Source organism: Geomonas sp. (assembly GCF_035254065.1).
GTDB lineage: Bacteria > Desulfobacterota > Desulfuromonadia > Geobacterales > Geobacteraceae > Geomonas.
Genome location: NZ_DATFBA010000028.1, coordinates 1 through 16,554 on the forward strand (window position 1 = coordinate 1; position 16,554 = coordinate 16,554).

Genomic DNA, 16,554 nt, shown 5'->3' on the forward strand with positions numbered 1-16,554 from the left:
GGCAGGAAGGCATCGGGGATGTCGAAGTCGACGTCGAATCGCTGCAGCCTCGGGAACATGTCGGTCTGCACCTTGGGAAAGACCTGCCCACCGGTGGCCTGCTTGGGATGCGGCAGCGGCGGGTAGGGGAAGAAGTTGTCCCTGCGGATAGCCTCGGGGGACATGGCGGTGAGGCGGTCCCAGCTAAGCCCCTGGGGGAGCCTGGCGGTAGGACCCACCGCGATCGGCTTGCCGCGAGTCATCTTGACGTCCGGTGAGAGGTGCGGGGTCAGGTCGTACCTCGACTCCAGGACTCTTCGCTGGGTCGCCATTACCTTAGGTTTGTCCGCCACGTCCTTCTGGTAGACCTCTTCAAAGGTCATCATCGGCTTTTTGGCGTCGAGCGGGTCCCGGTAGAACTCGAAGCCCAGGATCTTCCCTTCGTCGGGCTGTGCCTTGAAGGCCGTGGAGGAGGGATCCGCATTGGTGGCATCGAAGACGCCGGAGCTGTCATGCTGGTTCATCTGCTGCTCCGGCCGAGTCTTGGGAACCTCTCTGGGAGTCTGTGCATCGGCTGCGGCATCAAACGGGGCCTGCTGCGGCGGGTTGGCGGAGAGGGTCCGGGACTCGGTGGCAATTAGCATCAGACCTGACGCCACCAACAGTGAAAAGAGCGCTGCCGGGTGCTTTCTCATTGCGACTCCTCCTTTACCGGTTAGTATTTGAATCCGCTAATTTTTGCACTTCTTCATAGGAAGTCAACGACAGAAAGATTGGTTGTATACTTAAGTTAAGAGAAAAGCTCGCAAACGGAGGCTGACATGAAAAGGGTTGCCATCGTCTTGCTCGTTGTTCCGCTGCTGTTTATTGCCGGATCGTTAGCCGGGCCGCTCGACTTGGCCGCCCACGCCGCCGGTGGCGCGCCCGGCCGCACCGGTGGAACAGGCGGAGGCGGTCGCCCGGCAACCGGCGGAGGTTATGGCCACGGTGGCGGTTATAGTCACGGCGGCGGTTACAGCGGAGGTTACAGCCGTGGCGGAGGTTCCGGCGGTGCTTACAGCCGCGGCGGCACCTACTATGGCCACGGCGGTTACTATGGCCATGGCGGCGGCTATTACGGCCATGGCGGTTACTATGGCCATGGCTATTACGGGCACGGCTACGGAGGCAGTTCCTTCAGCGTCTACCTCGGCGGTCCCTGGTACCCTTACTACTACCCCTATGGCTATCCCTATGGCTATCCCTACGCGTACCCGTACTACCCCGCACCATCAGTAGTGGTCGAGCAACCCCGGCCGCAGGAGTTCATAGCGCCGGCCCCTCAGGCGGAGCAGTACTGGTACTATTGCAAACAGTCCAAGGCGTACTACCCCTATGTGAAGAGCTGTCCGGGCGGCTGGGTGAAGGAGATTCCTAACCCGAGCCCGCCCGCCGATCAACAGCGGTGACGGCTGATCAAGACGGCGACGGCAGACCAGAACAGAAACGGTAGGAGAGCGGCGGAAGGGTTGACTGTGGCGGGCGAAGAAGAGGTGGAGGCTAACAACGAAGGGCAACAAACAGCATTAGTGGCAAGCGGGGCGCCTTCGGGCGCCCTTTGTCGTTTGGGAGCAGAGGGGATGAGATTGAGTTGATTAAGTATATGTGGTATCGTGCACGCGCCGGACACCCCGGCCCGTCGGAGTCTTTTTCTTCCCTCCGACCGACCACATCAGCAAACGGAGAGCGTGTCCCTTGCAACCAGCACTGAAGAAAAACTCCATACTGCCGTGGGCTGCCGCCGTCCTGGGGGGCATCTTCCTTTTCCTGGGGTACGTCGGCTTCGACCAGTTCTACCTGGAGTGGGTTTTCCTGGTCCCGGTCCTCTGGGCCATCCGCGACCAGCGTCCCGGGCGCGCTTTCCTGATCGGCTGGCTGGCCGGCATAGTTGGCCACACCGGAGGGTTCTACTGGATCGTGGAGATGTTCCGCCAGTTCGCCGGTGCCCCCTGGCCGATCGGAGTGCTGGCGCTTTTGCTGCTGGCCGCCGCCAACGGCGTCATCTTCGCCACCTGGGCCTGGGGGACGCGGCTGATCGTCGGCGCCACCGGCTGGAGCGTGGTCTGGGTGGCACCGGTACTCTGGACGGCGCTGGAGAAGCTGTGGCCTGAGCTCTTCCCCAACTACCTGGGCGCGAGCCAGTACAAGCTTTCGCTGCTGACCCAGATTGCCGATCTCACCGGCATCCTCGGGGTGAGCTTCCTGGTGGTCTACGTGAACGCCACCATCTATGCCGTGGCCGCCTCCTGGTTCGCCAGCCGCCGCCTCCCCTGGCGTACCGTGGCCATCTTCGCGATCACCATGGTAGCCGTCCTCGGCTACGGCGGGTTCCGCATCCGCGAGGTCGAGCGCGAGATGGCCGCTGCCTCCAAGATGACCGTCGGCCTCATCCAGACCAATCGCGGGGCGGCCGACAACTACCTGGAGCCGGAAGCCAAGCTGCGCGAGTACCAGGAGCTGTCGAGGAAGGTGGCGGTGGAGCGTTCCCCGGACCTGATCGTCTGGCCGGAGGGGGTATGCCTGCTCGGCATTACCACCCGCGAGGGGAGGCTCCCCGAGGCGCTCACTGGCCAGACCGGCACTCCCATGCTGATGGGGGCCTGTCTGGAACAGTCCGGCATCCAGGGGAAGAGCCTCTCCAACAGCGCACTGTTGACCGACGCCTCCGGCCGCATACTGGGCAGCTACGACAAGAGCATCCTGGTCCCCTTCGGCGAATACATACCCTTTGGCGACCTCTTCCCGATCCTCTACTCCTGGTCCCCCTATACCAGCAGGTTCCGCCCCGGTGTCAGCGTCGAGCCCCTCACCCTCGCCGGCCACCCTCTCTCGGTCAGCATCTGCTACGAGGACATCTTCCCCGCCCAGATACGGAAGCTCATGCACGGCGGCGGTAACAACCGCATCCCCGAGGCGCTCTTCAACCTCACCAACGACTCCTGGTACGGCAACTCCAGCGAACCGATGGAGCACCTTGCCCTCGCCACCTTCCGCTCCATCGAGCACCGCCGCGAGCTGGTGCGGGTCACCAATACCGGCATCTCCGCCTTCGTCGACCCGGTCGGGCGCATCACCGGTCGCACCGGGGTCTGGACCAGGGAGGTCCTGGTGGGGACGCTGCCGCTGATGAAGGGGAAGACGGTCTACTACCTTCTGGGTGACTGGCTGGGCTGGCTCTGCGCTGCCGCCTCGCTCGCCGGGCTGGCCTGGGCCTGGAGGCTCACCAGGGCCCGTCGCTGAGGCCGGCGCTAAACGTGCGAGTCCCATCTCCCCTTCGACAGGCTGAGGGCGAACGGCTTCGTCCGGCTTATCGATGCATCTTTCAGATCCACACTTGCATCCTGAGATAGTGAATGGGACAATAAGAAGCGTTGACAGTCATTGCCGATGTCAACGGGAGCAATCTCCCACTCTCAGGATCAGATAAGGCTTCAATGGCGATAGTTACTGACAGAGAAGGTTCCAAGTACTGTGAGATCCACCGGGGAAATACATCTCCCCTGGGTGCCACAGTCTTTCCCGGTGGTGTCAACTTCAGCGTCTTTGCCAGAGACTGCACCGGAATAGAGCTGCTCCTCTTCGACCACCTTGACGACGCCGTTCCCTCCCGCACCATCTCCTTCGACCCCAGGCGCAACCGCACCTATCACTACTGGCATACCTTCGTCCCCGACATCGGCCCCGGCCAGCTCTACGGCTACCGGGTCGCGGGCCCCTTCGACCCGCGGCGGGGGCGGCGCTTCGACCCCGGCAAACTGCTGATCGATCCTTACGGCCGGGCGGTGGCGGTGCCCGAGGGGTACGACAGGAGCGCGGCCTGCCAGCCGGGGGACAACCTGGCCGTCGCCATGAAGAGCGTGGTCGCCGACCCGCGCGGCTACGACTGGGGAGGGGACGTGCCGCTCAAGCGCTCCTACTCGGGGACCGTCATCTACGAGATGCACGTGGCCGGCTTCACCAAGCACCCCTCCTCCGGAGTCCCGGCAGACAGGCGCGGCACCTACGCCGGCCTCATCGAGAAGATCCCGTACCTGGTGCAACTGGGGGTCACCGCGGTGGAGCTGCTGCCGGTCTTCCAGTTCGATCCGCTCGACGCTCCCTTCGGCCTGCGTAACTACTGGGGGTACAGCCCGGTCTCCTTCTTCGCCCCCCACGCCGCTTACAGCTCCCGCAAGGACCCGCTTGGCCCGCTGGACGAGTTCAGGGACATGGTCAAGGCCCTGCATAGCGCGGGGATCGAGGTGATCCTGGACGTGGTATTCAACCACACCTCGGAGGGAGACCACCAGGGCCCCACCTTCTGCTACCGGGGCTTCGCCAACGACGTCTACTACTCGCTGGGTCCCGACGGCGACTATCTGAACTACACCGGCTGCGGCAACACGATGAACGCCAACCACCACGTGGTCCGCCGGCTGATCATCGACAGCCTGCACTACTGGGTGAAGGAGATGCACGTCGACGGCTTCCGCTTCGATCTCGCCTCCATCCTCTCCCGGGACGGCGAGGGGCGTCCGCTCAAGAATCCCCCCATCCTCTGGGACATCGAGTCCGATCCCGCCCTGGCCGGCATCAAGCTGATCGCCGAGGCCTGGGACGCGGGAGGGCTCTACCAGGTGGGGAGCTTCATCGGCGACAGCTGGAAGGAGTGGAACGGCGAGTTCCGCGACGACGTGAGGTGCTTCCTGAAGGGGGACAACGGCGTGATCTCCCGCTTCGCCGCGAGGCTTCTCGCGAGCCCCGACATCTACGGGCACCAGGAGCGCGAGCCGGAGCAGAGCATCAACTTCGTCACCTGTCATGACGGCTTCACCCTGAACGACCTGGTCTCCTACAACGTCAAGCACAACGAGAAAAACGGCGAGCGGAACCGGGACGGGGCGGACAACAACCTGAGCTGGAACTGCGGTTACGAGGGGCCGACCCAGGACCCGGCCGTGGAGGCGCTCAGGAACCGGCAGGTCAAGAACTTCCTGGCTGTGACCCTGCTGGCCCTGGGGACCCCGATGCTGCTGATGGGGGACGAGGTGAGGCGGACCCAGCTTGGCAACAACAACGCCTACTGCCAGGACAACGAGCTCGGCTGGTTCGACTGGAGCCTGCTGGACACCCACGCCGACGTGCACCGTTTCGCCCGGGAGCTGATCTCCACCAGGCTTTTGCACAGCGACGCCATCATGGTGGACATGGCCCTCAGCAGGCTGCTCGGGCAGGCCAAGCTGGAATGGCACGGCGTGCGCCTGGGGACGCCCGACTGGAGCCACGAGTCCCACAGTATCGCCCTGACCGCCTGGAGCGGCAACCGTCGGCTGGTCTTCCACCTCATGGTCAACGCCTACTGGCGCCCGTTGAGGTTCATGCTTCCCCCTCCGCAGAGGCTCCCGGGAGGAAGCTGGCTGCGCTGGATCGATACCTCGCTGCCGTCTCCGGAGGACATCGTCCCCTGGGAAACCATGCCGGCCCTGATGGAAAACAGCTACCTGCTGCCGGCCCGCACCCTGGCGGTGCTGATCGCCAGGGGGCCCAGGCGGCGCGGGTAAACTCTCCTCCCATCTCCTCCACCCACTTCTCCCGACATGCCAAACTCTCCCTCCCCCTGCGGGCTTCCCTCACTCCAGCCCTCTCCCGGAGCGAGAGGGAGCGCTGGGTAAGGAGGATTGAGCTGAATCGGGCGGAGCGCTGGAGCGAGCGGTAGTGGCTAAGTTTACAGGAGGTATAGATGTCTTCTGTCTTCGGCACCCTGTTCAAGGTCTCCACGTTTGGCGAGAGCCACTGTCCTGCGGTGGGCGCCATCGTGGACGGCTGCCCCTCCGGCCTTGCGCTCAGCGAGGCCGATATCCAGCCGCAACTCGACCGGCGGCGGCCCGGCCAGAGCGGGCTCAGCACGCCGCGCAACGAGCAGGACCTGGTCACCATCCTCTCCGGCGTCGAAAACGGCGTCACCCTGGGCACCCCCATCGCCCTGATGGTGCACAATCGCGACCAGCGGCCGGGGGACTACCAGGAGATGCTCGCCTTTCCACGCCCCTCCCACGCCGATTACACCTACCAGGTCAAGTACGGCCGACGGGCCTCCAGCGGCGGCGGACGCGCCAGCGCCCGCGAAACGATCGGTCGGGTGGCGGCCGGCGCCATCGCGGAGAAGTTCCTTGCCCAGTCATGCGGCGTTGAGATCGTGGCCTGGGTAGATTCCGTCGGCCTCATCCCCGGTGGAGAGGTCGATCTCGATTCCATCAGCCGGTCCCAGGTCGACGCCAGCCTGGTCCGCTGCCCCGACCCTGTCGCGGCCAAGGCGATGGAGGAGCTGATCGCCTTGGTGCGCGACAACAGCGACTCGGTGGGGGGCGTGGTGAGGTGCGTCTGCCGCAACATCCCGGCAGGACTGGGCGAACCGGTCTTCGACAAGCTGGAGGCGCTCCTGGCGCATGCCATGCTGTCGCTTCCCGCCACCAAAGGGTTCGAGATCGGCTCGGGGTTCGCAGGCTCATCCATGCTGGGGAGTGTGCACAACGATCCGTTCATTCAGAAGGGGGGACGTCTGGGAACGCTGACCAACAACAGCGGCGGCGTGCAGGGGGGGATTTCCAACGGCGAGCAGATCCACTTCCGGGTGGCGTTCAAGCCACCCGCCACCATCGGGGTCAGCCAGCGTACCGCCGGCTTCGACGGCCAAGAGGGCATCCTGGAGGCGAAAGGGCGCCATGACCCCTGCGTGGTACCGCGGGCGGTTCCCATCGTGGAGAGTATGGCGGCCCTGGTGATCATGGATCTGCTGTTGAGGCAGGAATATCGGCAGCGGGGAAGGGGATAACGGCTCCCTTCGCCCCTTCAGGGGAGAGGGGTCGGGGGTGAGGGAGAGGGGATGCCAACCACGCCCTCACCCGGCCCTCGGCCACCCTCTCCCCCTGAGGAGGAGAGGGTGATAACCGGAACACCGAACTGTTTCCTTAACTAGAGTGGCAACGAACCGGGGGAATTCAGGCCGGGATAGTTGATGGTTGTGGAAATTAAATAGGGACCTGGATTAGTGGCAGCTCGCTTCGGCAACCAGCGCCATGCGGGCTTCCGGCGGAATGGATTCCCACTCGGTGAACGCCGATAGGTTGGTGTACTTGAGGGTGCCGCCGTTCTTGTCCAAATGGGTCACTTCCAGCAGTTTGCTTTCCCGCTCCGAGCAGTCGATGTCGTAGCGGTAGCGGGTCTCGTAGAGTTTTTCCAGGGTCTTGGAAGCTGCCAGAGTCTTCAACGCCTCCGCTTTCCCTTCCTTGGTGTAGAGCACCCGCGTGGTTACCCGCACCACCCCCGCTTTGGGCTTTTCCATGTTGGCCGTGTTGATGAAGAAGCTGGACCCTTGGTTCTCGTCCAGCAGGAGCCACTCCTTGTCAGCGCAAAAAGCCGCTGGCACCAGGATGCCGCTCAACACCAGCAGCGCTGTCAGGATGCTGCACATCTTAGCCATTGCGGATCTCATCGCTGTCTCCTCCGTTGACCAGGTATTTTCCTTCGCCGGACCTCCTCAGGCCCGGCTGTCCATTTCTTCCGCCCTCGACTTCAGCTTCGCCATCTCGTACTTGATGTCGCCGATGATCTCATCTTCCCCTTGCACGGCGCCGTCCACCTTGAACGACTTGGTCTGCAGGTCGAGATCGTATTCCAGGTACTGCGGGGCGACCGGGCTTTGCACCGCCGTCCTCACTATCTTGGTGACGATGAAGCCGGTGAACTGCGGATGTTCCAACAACTCATGGCGCAGTTCGGCGCCGTGAGGCCTGATCATTATCCTTTCCTTCACCAGATCGCCGTGCAGTTTCATCTCCCGCACGACCTCTCCTTCGTTCCTCTCCAGGATATTAGCCTCGCTTACCCCCGGCAGGTAGCGACCGGGATTTTCCAGCCTGTCCATCAGGATCTTCCAGAGGGTTTCGTGTTCGGCGTGCACCAGGACCTGCAACGTCTTGACGATCATCGGCATGGCTTTTCCTCCTGTCTAAGGTTAAGCGGGAAGGGCTCCGGATCGACTGCTCGACGTGCTTTCGGGGTGTCGGACGACGTTTCTAATTATAGAGGGGCCTGAACAGCGGTCAAGGAAGCCGCGTTTGACAGCTTCGGGCCTGACGCTACAATGGGGACTTGGCATCCTGGGCTTGGTACTACGGGAGGAGAGGACCATGAGACCGATCAAGATCGACATCCTGGAAAGCAGGCACCCCGTGCTGACCGGCATGGCCGCGGGGCTGGTTGCCGGCCTGGTGGCGGCGGGCAGTGACCGCCTGCTCGACCGCCTTGTCAGCACGAAGCAGAAGAGGCGCGACCGGCGGGTGAGGGAGGCTCCGGCTCATCAGATGGCGGGACCCTACTTCGCCGAGAAGCTCATGGGAAGAAGGCTTTCCAAGCCGGCCAAGAAGCGGGCGCGGGCGGCCTTCAGCGTCATCTACGGTCTTGGCTGGGGACTTATCCATAGCGGCCTCAGGAGGAAGTTCCCCCGGCTGTGCAGGTATGCGGGGCTCCCCTTCGCCATCCCCTTCTTCTTTGCCTGCGACGGGGTGATCGCACCGACCCTCGGCATCTCTCCGAACCTGCGCCGCATCCCCTGGCAGCCGAGCGCCAAGGAGATGGGTAACCATATCGCCTGGACCGCGGCGGCTGAGTTCGTACACAGGCTGGCGGCCCGGGCCCGGTAAACCGGGCAGCTAAAGGAGTATGCGCAGTGTCCAGAAAGAACGACCCCATGACCCGTCCCCTCCCCAAATGGCTCAATACCATGCTCATCGTGGGAACGCTCGCGACGGTGGTGGTGCTTGAGCTGAAACGGCCGCTTCGGCGTAACCGGCAGGACAAACTGACCCGCGATGTCCGCAACGCCACGGTTTCCCTGTTGGCGGCGGCCACCGTCTCTCTGGCGGAGCAGCCGGTGGTGGCGCCACTGTCCCTCGCTGTGCACCGGCAGAGGCTCGGGCTGCTCAACATCGTCCGGCTACCCGTTTGGGCCGAGGTTGCCTTGTCGGTGATCCTGCTCGACTACACACTGTACATCTGGCACTACCTGACCCACAAGGCCCCCCTGCTGTGGCGCTTTCACAAGGCTCACCACGTCGACATCGATATGGATGCCAGTACCGCGCTTCGCTTCCACCCCGGTGAATTGATGCTTTCCGTGCCGTGGCGGGCCGCCCAGGTACGGCTGCTGGGGATCTCGCCGCTGGCCCTTGCTCTCTGGCAGACCTTGACCCTGATGGCGATCATGTTCCATCACTCCAACCTGCGGCTCCCCTTCGCCCTGGAACGCCGTCTGTGCCGGCTCATCGTCACGCCGCGCATGCACGGCATCCACCATTCCATGGTCCGTGACGAAACCGACTCGAACTGGTCCACCATCTTCTCATGGCCCGATTATCTCCACGGTACGCTGCGTCTCAACGTGCCTCAGGACAAGATCACCCTGGGAGTAGCGGGCTACCAGCATCCCGACAAGGTGACGTTGGGCAAGGTGCTGGAGATGCCCTTCCGGCCGGAGCTTCCCGCCCCGAAACCGCAGCGGGAACCGCTTTCCATTTCCACCAGTACCCTCGCCGGTTGAGGTTCTGCGTCCCCTTGTTCTTTCTAGCAGGATGACCTTCAGCCTGTCGTCCGAGGCCTCCTCCCGAAGGGAGGAGGTTGGGAGGGGGGAGCGATGGTGGCATTGGGTGGCAGCGCCCCCCTCCCTGGCCCTCCCCCTTCGGGAGAGGGGATGTCTGACGGGGCAATAAGGTTAAAAGAGGCTAGGTCCCCTTCGGCGGGTCCTTAGGACGGGTTTTGACGACGCCGGAGAGGACGGCGACGCCGAGCAGGATCACACAGGTTATGGCGATCTTGATCATGGCGACCCCTACCGTCAGCAGCGCCCAGGCCACCCCTGCGATGATCAGCAGAAAACCTACTAGATAGAGCGCAAATGACATAGTCGATCTCCTTTCAGTCTCTGCCCCTATTTTACGCCTTCTCGGCGTCCCCACGCCATCCCTTCCCGAGCCCTGCCCCTTCGGGAGAAAGGGATGCCCATGTGCCCTCCCGTGCCGAACAGTGTCGGCCCCATGGTGCACCACATGACGTGAATTATTTTCCCGTTCCGTCGCTACCTAGCTTGATCTCCCTTTGTCTCGCCTCATATCTGTCCGTATGATAGAGTGTGGAATATTTTGTGAGGGGGTGGCAATGCCGCTGTTTATCCTGTTCTATCTTGCTATTTACGGCGGCGCGCATGCGTACTTGCTGTTTCGGACCGCCCGCGCCTTTCACCTCTCCTCTCCATGGCCGGTGCTGCTGACGGCACTTTCCCTTTTCATGGTTGCCGCCCCCATCCTGGTCAGGTTGCTGGAGCGGGCGGCACTGGAGCTTCCGGCACGCATCGTCGGCTACCTCGGCTATCTCTGGATGGGTTTCTTCTTCCTCTTCCTCAGTGCCTCCATCATGCTGGACCTGCTCCGCTTCGTCCTCTTCCTGGCTGGCCGGATGCTGCAGGTCGATCTCACCATTTCCAATCCGGCAATCCTTTCCGCCGCCATGCTGCTGGCCCTCTCGGCACTGGTGTACGGACTCTTCGAGGCGCGCCACCTCAGGGTGGAACAGGTGACCCTGCGCAGCCCGAAGATCCCGAAAACAGTGGGGAAGGTGAGGATCGTGCAGATCTCCGATCTTCACTTGGGGCTGATGGTGGGGAAGGATCGGCTTGCCGACATCCTCCAGAAGGTGTCGCTGTTAAAGCCAGATATGCTGGTCAGTACGGGCGATTTGGTGGACGGCCAGATGGATGGTTTGAAGGGGCTTGACCACGAACTTGCCGCGCTGAACCCGCCGCTGGGTAAATATGCGGTGTTGGGAAACCATGAAGTATTCGCTGGAGTGGCACCATCGACCACCTTCACCGAAAAGGGGGGATTCCGCCTGCTGCGAGGAGAGGCTGTACAAGTCTCCGATTATCTCAGTGTCGCCGGGGTGGACGACCCTGCGGCTGTCCATGGGAAAACTGCCGCTAGTGACCAGTCGCTTCTGGCGGCGCTGCCAAGGGACCGCTACACCATTCTCCTCAAACATCGGCCCACCTTGGAAAAGGGAGCTGTCGGCCTGTTCGATCTGCAGCTGTCCGGACACGTCCACAAGGGGCAGCTCTTTCCCTTCAACCTGATCACCCACCTTGCCTATCCTGTCAAAATGGGGCTTTCCGGGGCCGGCGGCTCGCTTCTTTACGTAAGTCGCGGCACCGGTACCTGGGGCCCTCCCGCACGCGTGCTCGCGCCTCCGGAGATCACCGTCATCGACCTGCTGCCCGTGTAGTTGTCAACCTGTTCACGTCGATTGGTTGACGAGGCTCCCCCTCTGTGTTAATAAGGGTGCTGTCCTGTAGATAATAGACCAAGGAGAACCTGTGCAGACATTTGCTGAAGAGCTGCAGGCCCTGCGCGCGGAAGGTTTGTACCGCAGCATGAGGACCATCCATGGCGCCCAGGGTGGACGTGTCGAGCTGGACGGCAAGGATGTACTGCTGCTCTGCTCCAACAACTACCTGGGACTCGCCGACCATCCGGTGCTCAAACAGGCTGCCACCGACGCCATCGGCTTCGGGGTGGGGAGCGGGGCGTCCCGTCTCGTATGCGGCAACATGGACCTGCACGAAAGGCTGGAGGCACGGATCGCGGCCTTCAAGGGGACCGAGCGGGCATTGGTCTTCAACTCGGGATACGCCGCCAACACCGGTATCATCTCGGCGCTGGTGGGGCGAGGCGACGCCATTTTCTCCGACCGTCTCAACCATGCCAGCATCGTGGACGGCGCCCTGTTGTCGCGTGCGAATTTCCACCGCTATCCCCACCGGGACACGGCCGCTCTCGAACGGCTGCTGCAGGAAAAAGGGGGCAACGGCAGGAGGCTGATCGTCACCGACGGCGTCTTCAGCATGGACGGCGACATCGCGCCCTTGGACAAGCTGGTGCAGTTGGCCAGACGCTACCACGCTCTCCTGATGGTTGACGACGCCCATGGCAGCGGCGTGTTGGGGGACACCGGGCGTGGCAGTGCCGAGCTGTTCGGCGTCCTCGACGGCATCGACGTCCAGATGGGGACCCTCGGCAAGGGGTTCGGCAGCTTTGGCGCCTATGCCGCGGCTTCCGCGGAAATCTGCGATTACCTGGTGAACAAGGCCCGCAGCTTCATCTTCTCCACCTCGCTTCCTCCCGCGGTGCTGGCCGCGTCCATCGCCGCTATCGACGTGGTCGACTCCCCAGAGGGTGAGCAGCTCAGACGAAGGTTGGCGTCCAACGTGGCACTTTTCAAGGAGAGGCTTCAGGGGGCCGGGTTCGACACCATGGGAAGCGAGACGCAGATCGTGCCGATCTTCGTGGGACCGGCTGAAGCGACCATGGAGTTCAGCCGGGAGCTGCTGGAGCGGGGCGTCTTTGTGCAGGGGATCAGGCCGCCCACGGTGCCAGCAGGGAGCTGCCGCCTGCGCTGCACCATCATGGCCACGCACGAACCAGCCGAGTTGGAGGGAGCGGCCGAGGCCATCATCGAGGTTGGGATAAAGCTCGGAGTCATCAGCTGAACGGAGACCTTGATTTCACGACAATCTTCAGTTCAGCCAACTTCTCCCTCTCCTTCAAGGAGAGGGGCGGGGTGAGGATGGGGTAGAGAAGGGACGTGTCAGCGGTAGATCATCGCTGATCGGGAAAGCCACAACGAGCAAGGAAAGCATCATGCCACTTCTTCAAACACCAGCGGTCACCCTCCATTACGACGATCTAGGCGCGGGACGACCGGTGGTCTTCGTGCACGGGTGGGCCATGTCTTCGCGGGTGTGGCGGTTCCAGCAGGGGCTGGGCGCAGAGGCCAGGCTGCTCTTGCTGGACCAGCGCGGGCATGGCGGCTCATCAACTGCCGCCGGTTACGCTATCGATGATTTCGCTGGGGACCTCGCAGGCTTTTTCGAGGAACTCGACCTGCAGGGGGCCATCCTGATCGGCTGGTCCTTGGGCGTGCAGGTCGCCTTGCAAGCCTTTTCGAGGCTGCAGGAGCGGCTGGCTGGATTGGTGCTGGTCGGCGGGACGCCGAGGTTCACGACCACGGAAGGGTACAGCCACGGCCAGGCGCCGGTGGAAGTGAAAGGGATGACGCTTCGGCTGCGGCGCGATTACCAGAAGACGATGGGCGACTTCTTCCGCGGGATGTTTGCGGAAGGGGAGATGGCCCATGCCCAGTACCAGCGCATCGTGCACGAAATCGTGATGGGCGGGCGTTCGCCGGACCCGGAGGCGGCCAGGGACGCCTTGCAGATCCTGGCCACCGTCGATCAGCGGGAACTGCTTCCGCTCATCGACCGGCCGGTGCTGCTCGTTCATGGTGAATTGGATGGCATCTGTCCGGCCTCGGCGTCGGCCTACATGGCGGAACGGATGCCGACGGCGACTCTGAACATCATGAAGGGATGCGGCCACGCGCCGTTCATGACCCGGCCGGAGGAGTTCAACGAGGTGGTAAGGGAGTTCCTGCGGGAGATGGCTTAAAGGAACGACGGCCCAACCCGGGTCCACTCCCCTTCAAGGGGAGGGACAGGGTGAGGATGGGGGGGGCGTTGCTGAGACAGTAGGGACGGAGTTGGCTGGCCCGGCAGAGTTCCCCCTCCCTGGCCCTCCCCCTTCGGGAGAGGGGAGGTTGGGATTAGTGGGAAGTGAGAGTTAAACGTGGCTTGCATGACGGAAATGCAGAAGGTAATAGATGGTTGCTGAGATAAACAGGGAAAAGGTTCGGGAGTCGTTTCACAAGCGGGCTGGCGAGTATGACGACTACGCTGTTGTTCAGCGCAGGGTGGTTGCCAAGCTGGTCGATACCTTGCGTCGTGAACAGCTGCACCCGGATCGGCTTTTGGATATCGGGGCCGGAACGGGCAACCTGCTGAAGAGGCTGCGCGAGCTTTATCCGGAGTCTCTGGCGGTGGGCGCGGACCTCGCCTTCGGCATGTGTCGGACGGCTGCGGATACGCTGGCGGCGGATCGGGTGCATCTGGTGAACGCCGACGCGGAAAGGCTCCCTTTCGCTTCCGGCTGCTTCCAACTGGTCCTTTCCACCTCCACGTACCAATGGCTTACCTCTCTGGAACACGCCTTTACGGAGGTGCGGAGGGTGTTGTCGCCGGGTGGCCTGTTCTGCTTCGCCCTTTTCGGGGAAAAGACCCTGTACGAGTTGCGGGATTCCTACAAGGCTGCGCTTAAGAGCGGGCCGGATCGAAGCCACAGCTTTTTCTCCGCTGCAGATGTGCAGAGCGCCTTGGAACGGGCAGGTTTCTCGGGGGCTGCAGCGAGCTCCGAGCTGGAGGTCGAGTTTCATCGCGATGTGCCGGAACTCCTGCGGTCTTTGAAGAAGATCGGGGCCGGGACCGCGACTCCCGTTGCTGCCAAGGGCCTTTCCGAGCGGCGGGTGATGTTGGAGATGATGGAGAGTTATCAGAAGACGTTTGGCCGCGAAGAAGGGATCCCCGCTACCTATGAGGTGATCTACGGGCTCGGCTGGAAGTAGATCCGTTCGCCCTGAGCCTGTCGAAGGGTGTGTGGAACTCACACGGCTGGATCAGCCTGAACAAGTTGGAGGTTCGTACTTCGACAGGCTCAGCACGAACGGTTCCAATTTTCGCCAACCGCCAACCAGCAGTAACACGAATCAGTCGGAAGATAAAAAAGGGGCGCCATCTGCAGGCGCCCCTTTTCGTTGCTCTACCTGACCCTTGAGCCCTTCTACACCCTGGTCAGCTGGCGGTAGACGATGCGGTGGGGCTGGTCGGCGGCGGTGCCCAGGCGGGCGTGGCGGTCTTCTTCGTACTCGGAGTAGTTCCCCTCGAACCAGACCACTTTGCTGTCTCCCTCGAAGGCGAGGATGTGGGTGGCGATCCTGTCCAGGAACCAGCGGTCGTGGGAGATGACCACGGCGCAGCCGGCGAAGTTCTCCAGTGCCTCCTCCAAGGCCCGCATGGTGTTCACGTCCAGGTCGTTGGTGGGTTCGTCCAGCAGGATCACGTTGCCGCCGTCTTTGAGCATCTTGGCCAGGTGGACGCGGTTCCTCTCGCCGCCAGAGAGCATGCCGACTTTCTTCTGCTGGTCGGTCCCGGAGAAGTTGAAGCGTGCCACATAGGCGCGCGAGTTCACCAGCTGTTTGCCCAGTTGCAGCTGCTCCTGCCCGCCGGTGATGGCTTCCCAGATGCTCTGGTTGGGATCGAGCGCGTCCCTGCTCTGGTCGACGTAGGCGAGCTTCACGGTGTCGCCGATCTTGAAGCTGCCGGAGTCGGCCTTTTCTTCGCCGGTGATCATCCGGAACAGCGTGGTCTTGCCGGCGCCGTTGGGGCCGATCACACCCACGATGCCGCCCGGCGGCAGCCTGAAGGACATCCCCTCCACGAGGAGCTTGTCGCCGTAGGCCTTGGCTACATTGTCCGCGTCGACCACCACGCCACCCAGGCGCGGCCCGGGCGGGATGTAGATCTCCAGATCCTTCGCGTGCTTCTCGCTCTCGGTGTTGAGCAAATCCTCGTAGGAGGTGATGCGCGCCTTCCCCTTGGCGTGGCGCCCCTTGGGAGACATGTTGATCCACTCCAGCTCGCGCTTGAGGGTCTTCTGGCGCTCGGTCTCCTGCTTCTCTTCCTGGGCCAGCCGGGCCTGCTTCTGCTCCAGCCAGGAGGAGTAGTTGCCCTGCCAGGGGATGCCCTGGCCGCGGTCGAGTTCCAGGATCCAGCCGGCCACGTTGTCCAGGAAGTAGCGGTCGTGGGTGACGGCGATGATGGTGCCGGCGTAGCGCTTAAGATGCTGCTCAAGCCAGGCCACCGATTCGGCGTCCAGGTGGTTGGTCGGCTCGTCCAGGAGCAGGATGTCCGGCTTCTGCAAAAGCAGGCGGCAGAGCGCGACGCGGCGCTTCTCGCCGCCGGAGAGCACGTTCACCGGGGTGTCGCCCGGCGGGCAGCGAAGGGCGTCCATCGCCATCTCCAGCCGGCTGTCGAGGTCCCAGGCGTCCAGATGGTCGAGCTTCTCCTGCACCTTGGCCTGGCGGTCGCAGAGCTTTTCCATCTCGGCGTCGGTCATCTCCTCGCCGAACTTCATGTTGATCTCGTTGAATTCGTTCACCAGGTCCACGACTTCCTGGACCCCTTCCTCCACGCACTGGCGCACCGTCTTGCTCTCGTCGAGCCGCGGCTCCTGGTGCAGGATGCCGACCGTGTAGCCGGGGGAGAGGATGGTCTTGCCGTTGAACTCCTTGTCCTCGCCGGACAGGATTCTCAGGAGCGAACTCTTCCCCGAGCCGTTCAGGCCGAGCACGCCGATCTTGGCGCCGTAGAAGTAGGAGAGATAGATATCCTTTAGAACGGGTTTCTTGTCATAGAACTTGCTGACCCCGATCATGGAGTAGATAACTTTGTTGGGTTCAATTGCCATGCTGTTTTCGCGGCCTCCCGATGTCTGAAATTATGTCTCATTCATACATGCAAGGCCCCCGCCCTGTCAACAGCGGATTCCCTAGTCCATCCTT

General features: G+C 62.8%; 14 protein-coding genes and 1 pseudogene. 9 read left to right on the top strand and 6 right to left on the bottom strand.

Translation table 11 applies throughout. The features are described from left to right. Both VJ604_RS01555 and VJ604_RS01560 read right to left on the bottom strand, forming a co-directional pair. Positions 1-674, bottom strand: a pseudogene (locus VJ604_RS01555) (cytochrome B6); the annotation flags it as partial. A gap of 183 nt (positions 675-857) precedes the next feature. Continuing rightward, the gene (locus VJ604_RS01560; RefSeq protein ID WP_324079625.1) at positions 858-1,121 is read right to left on the bottom strand and encodes a hypothetical protein; all 264 of its coding nucleotides are present in this window, start codon (positions 1,119-1,121) and stop codon (positions 858-860) included. A gap of 592 nt (positions 1,122-1,713) precedes the next feature. On the opposite strand from VJ604_RS01560, the gene lnt reads away from it, so the two are divergent. From lnt to aroC, 3 genes are all read left to right on the top strand, one after another. Beyond that, entirely contained in the window at positions 1,714-3,258 is a 1,545-nt protein-coding gene (gene lnt / locus VJ604_RS01565; RefSeq protein ID WP_324079626.1) for an apolipoprotein N-acyltransferase, read from the top strand. A gap of 194 nt (positions 3,259-3,452) precedes the next feature. After that, positions 3,453-5,558: a glycogen debranching protein GlgX gene (glgX, locus tag VJ604_RS01570; RefSeq protein ID WP_324079627.1), complete on the top strand. Its 2,106-nt coding sequence runs from the start codon at positions 3,453-3,455 to the stop codon at positions 5,556-5,558. A gap of 179 nt (positions 5,559-5,737) precedes the next feature. Further along, positions 5,738-6,829 carry a chorismate synthase gene (aroC, locus tag VJ604_RS01575; RefSeq protein ID WP_324079628.1) on the top strand — a complete coding sequence of 364 codons (1,092 nt, stop codon included), beginning with the start codon at positions 5,738-5,740 and terminating at the stop codon, positions 6,827-6,829. 213 nt (positions 6,830-7,042) lie between these two features. Here aroC and VJ604_RS01580 read toward each other — a convergent pair whose 3' ends face one another. After that, positions 7,043-7,489 (bottom strand): surface-adhesin E family protein, encoded by a 447-nt coding sequence (locus VJ604_RS01580; RefSeq protein WP_324079629.1) that lies wholly within the window; start codon positions 7,487-7,489, stop codon positions 7,043-7,045. 45 nt (positions 7,490-7,534) lie between these two features. Then, entirely contained in the window at positions 7,535-7,990 is a 456-nt protein-coding gene (locus tag VJ604_RS01585; protein WP_324079630.1) for an AtaL-like protein, read from the bottom strand. Between the two features lie 196 nt (positions 7,991-8,186). Between VJ604_RS01585 and VJ604_RS01590 the strand changes: the two genes are divergently transcribed. Continuing rightward, a complete protein-coding gene (locus tag VJ604_RS01590; RefSeq protein WP_324079631.1) occupies positions 8,187-8,699 on the top strand; it encodes a DUF1440 domain-containing protein in 513 nt (170 codons plus the stop codon). A gap of 26 nt (positions 8,700-8,725) precedes the next feature. Beyond that, positions 8,726-9,595, top strand: a complete 870-nt coding sequence (locus VJ604_RS01595; protein WP_324079632.1) for a sterol desaturase family protein — start codon at positions 8,726-8,728, stop codon at positions 9,593-9,595. 181 nt (positions 9,596-9,776) lie between these two features. On the opposite strand, the gene VJ604_RS01600 is transcribed toward VJ604_RS01595, so the two are convergent. After that, positions 9,777-9,956 (bottom strand): hypothetical protein, encoded by a 180-nt coding sequence (locus tag VJ604_RS01600; RefSeq protein ID WP_324079633.1) that lies wholly within the window; start codon positions 9,954-9,956, stop codon positions 9,777-9,779. A 253-nt stretch (positions 9,957-10,209) separates the two neighbouring features. Here VJ604_RS01600 and VJ604_RS01605 point away from each other — a divergent pair, with 253 nt between their 5' ends. The 4 genes from VJ604_RS01605 (at position 10,210) to bioC (ending at position 14,559) form a co-directional block, all read left to right on the top strand. Continuing rightward, positions 10,210-11,328 carry a metallophosphoesterase gene (locus VJ604_RS01605; protein WP_324079634.1) on the top strand — a complete coding sequence of 373 codons (1,119 nt, stop codon included), beginning with the start codon at positions 10,210-10,212 and terminating at the stop codon, positions 11,326-11,328. Positions 11,329-11,419: 91 nt separating this feature from the next. Beyond that, positions 11,420-12,592, top strand: coding sequence for an 8-amino-7-oxononanoate synthase (bioF, locus tag VJ604_RS01610; RefSeq protein ID WP_324079635.1), 1,173 nt, complete (start codon positions 11,420-11,422; stop codon positions 12,590-12,592). 151 nt (positions 12,593-12,743) lie between these two features. Then, on the top strand, positions 12,744-13,550 hold the full coding sequence (locus VJ604_RS01615; RefSeq protein WP_324079636.1) for an alpha/beta fold hydrolase: 807 nt from the start codon (positions 12,744-12,746) through the stop codon (positions 13,548-13,550). A gap of 211 nt (positions 13,551-13,761) precedes the next feature. After that, entirely contained in the window at positions 13,762-14,559 is a 798-nt protein-coding gene (gene bioC / locus VJ604_RS01620; protein ID WP_324079637.1) for a malonyl-ACP O-methyltransferase BioC, read from the top strand. A gap of 215 nt (positions 14,560-14,774) precedes the next feature. Here the strand turns inward: bioC and ettA are convergent, their stop codons facing one another. After that, positions 14,775-16,460 (bottom strand): energy-dependent translational throttle protein EttA, encoded by a 1,686-nt coding sequence (gene ettA, locus VJ604_RS01625; RefSeq protein WP_324079638.1) that lies wholly within the window; start codon positions 16,458-16,460, stop codon positions 14,775-14,777. Positions 16,461-16,554: the final 94 nt, after the last annotated feature.

Excerpts from the sequence above, each read along its gene's own strand:
- VJ604_RS01560 (WP_324079625.1), bottom strand. The coding sequence starts at position 1,121 with ATGGCCATAGTAACCGCCATGGCCGTAATAGCCGCCGCCATGGCCATA.
- glgX (WP_324079627.1), top strand. The coding sequence starts at position 3,453 with ATGGCGATAGTTACTGACAGAGAAGGTTCCAAGTACTGTGAGATCCAC.
- aroC (WP_324079628.1), top strand. The coding sequence starts at position 5,738 with ATGTCTTCTGTCTTCGGCACCCTGTTCAAGGTCTCCACGTTTGGCGAG.
- VJ604_RS01580 (WP_324079629.1), bottom strand. The coding sequence starts at position 7,489 with ATGAGATCCGCAATGGCTAAGATGTGCAGCATCCTGACAGCGCTGCTG.
- VJ604_RS01585 (WP_324079630.1), bottom strand. The coding sequence starts at position 7,990 with ATGCCGATGATCGTCAAGACGTTGCAGGTCCTGGTGCACGCCGAACAC.
- VJ604_RS01590 (WP_324079631.1), top strand. The coding sequence starts at position 8,187 with ATGAGACCGATCAAGATCGACATCCTGGAAAGCAGGCACCCCGTGCTG.
- VJ604_RS01600 (WP_324079633.1), bottom strand. The coding sequence starts at position 9,956 with ATGTCATTTGCGCTCTATCTAGTAGGTTTTCTGCTGATCATCGCAGGG.
- VJ604_RS01605 (WP_324079634.1), top strand. The coding sequence starts at position 10,210 with ATGCCGCTGTTTATCCTGTTCTATCTTGCTATTTACGGCGGCGCGCAT.
- VJ604_RS01615 (WP_324079636.1), top strand. The coding sequence starts at position 12,744 with ATGCCACTTCTTCAAACACCAGCGGTCACCCTCCATTACGACGATCTA.
- bioC (WP_324079637.1), top strand. The coding sequence starts at position 13,762 with ATGGTTGCTGAGATAAACAGGGAAAAGGTTCGGGAGTCGTTTCACAAG.
- ettA (WP_324079638.1), bottom strand. The coding sequence starts at position 16,460 with ATGGCAATTGAACCCAACAAAGTTATCTACTCCATGATCGGGGTCAGC.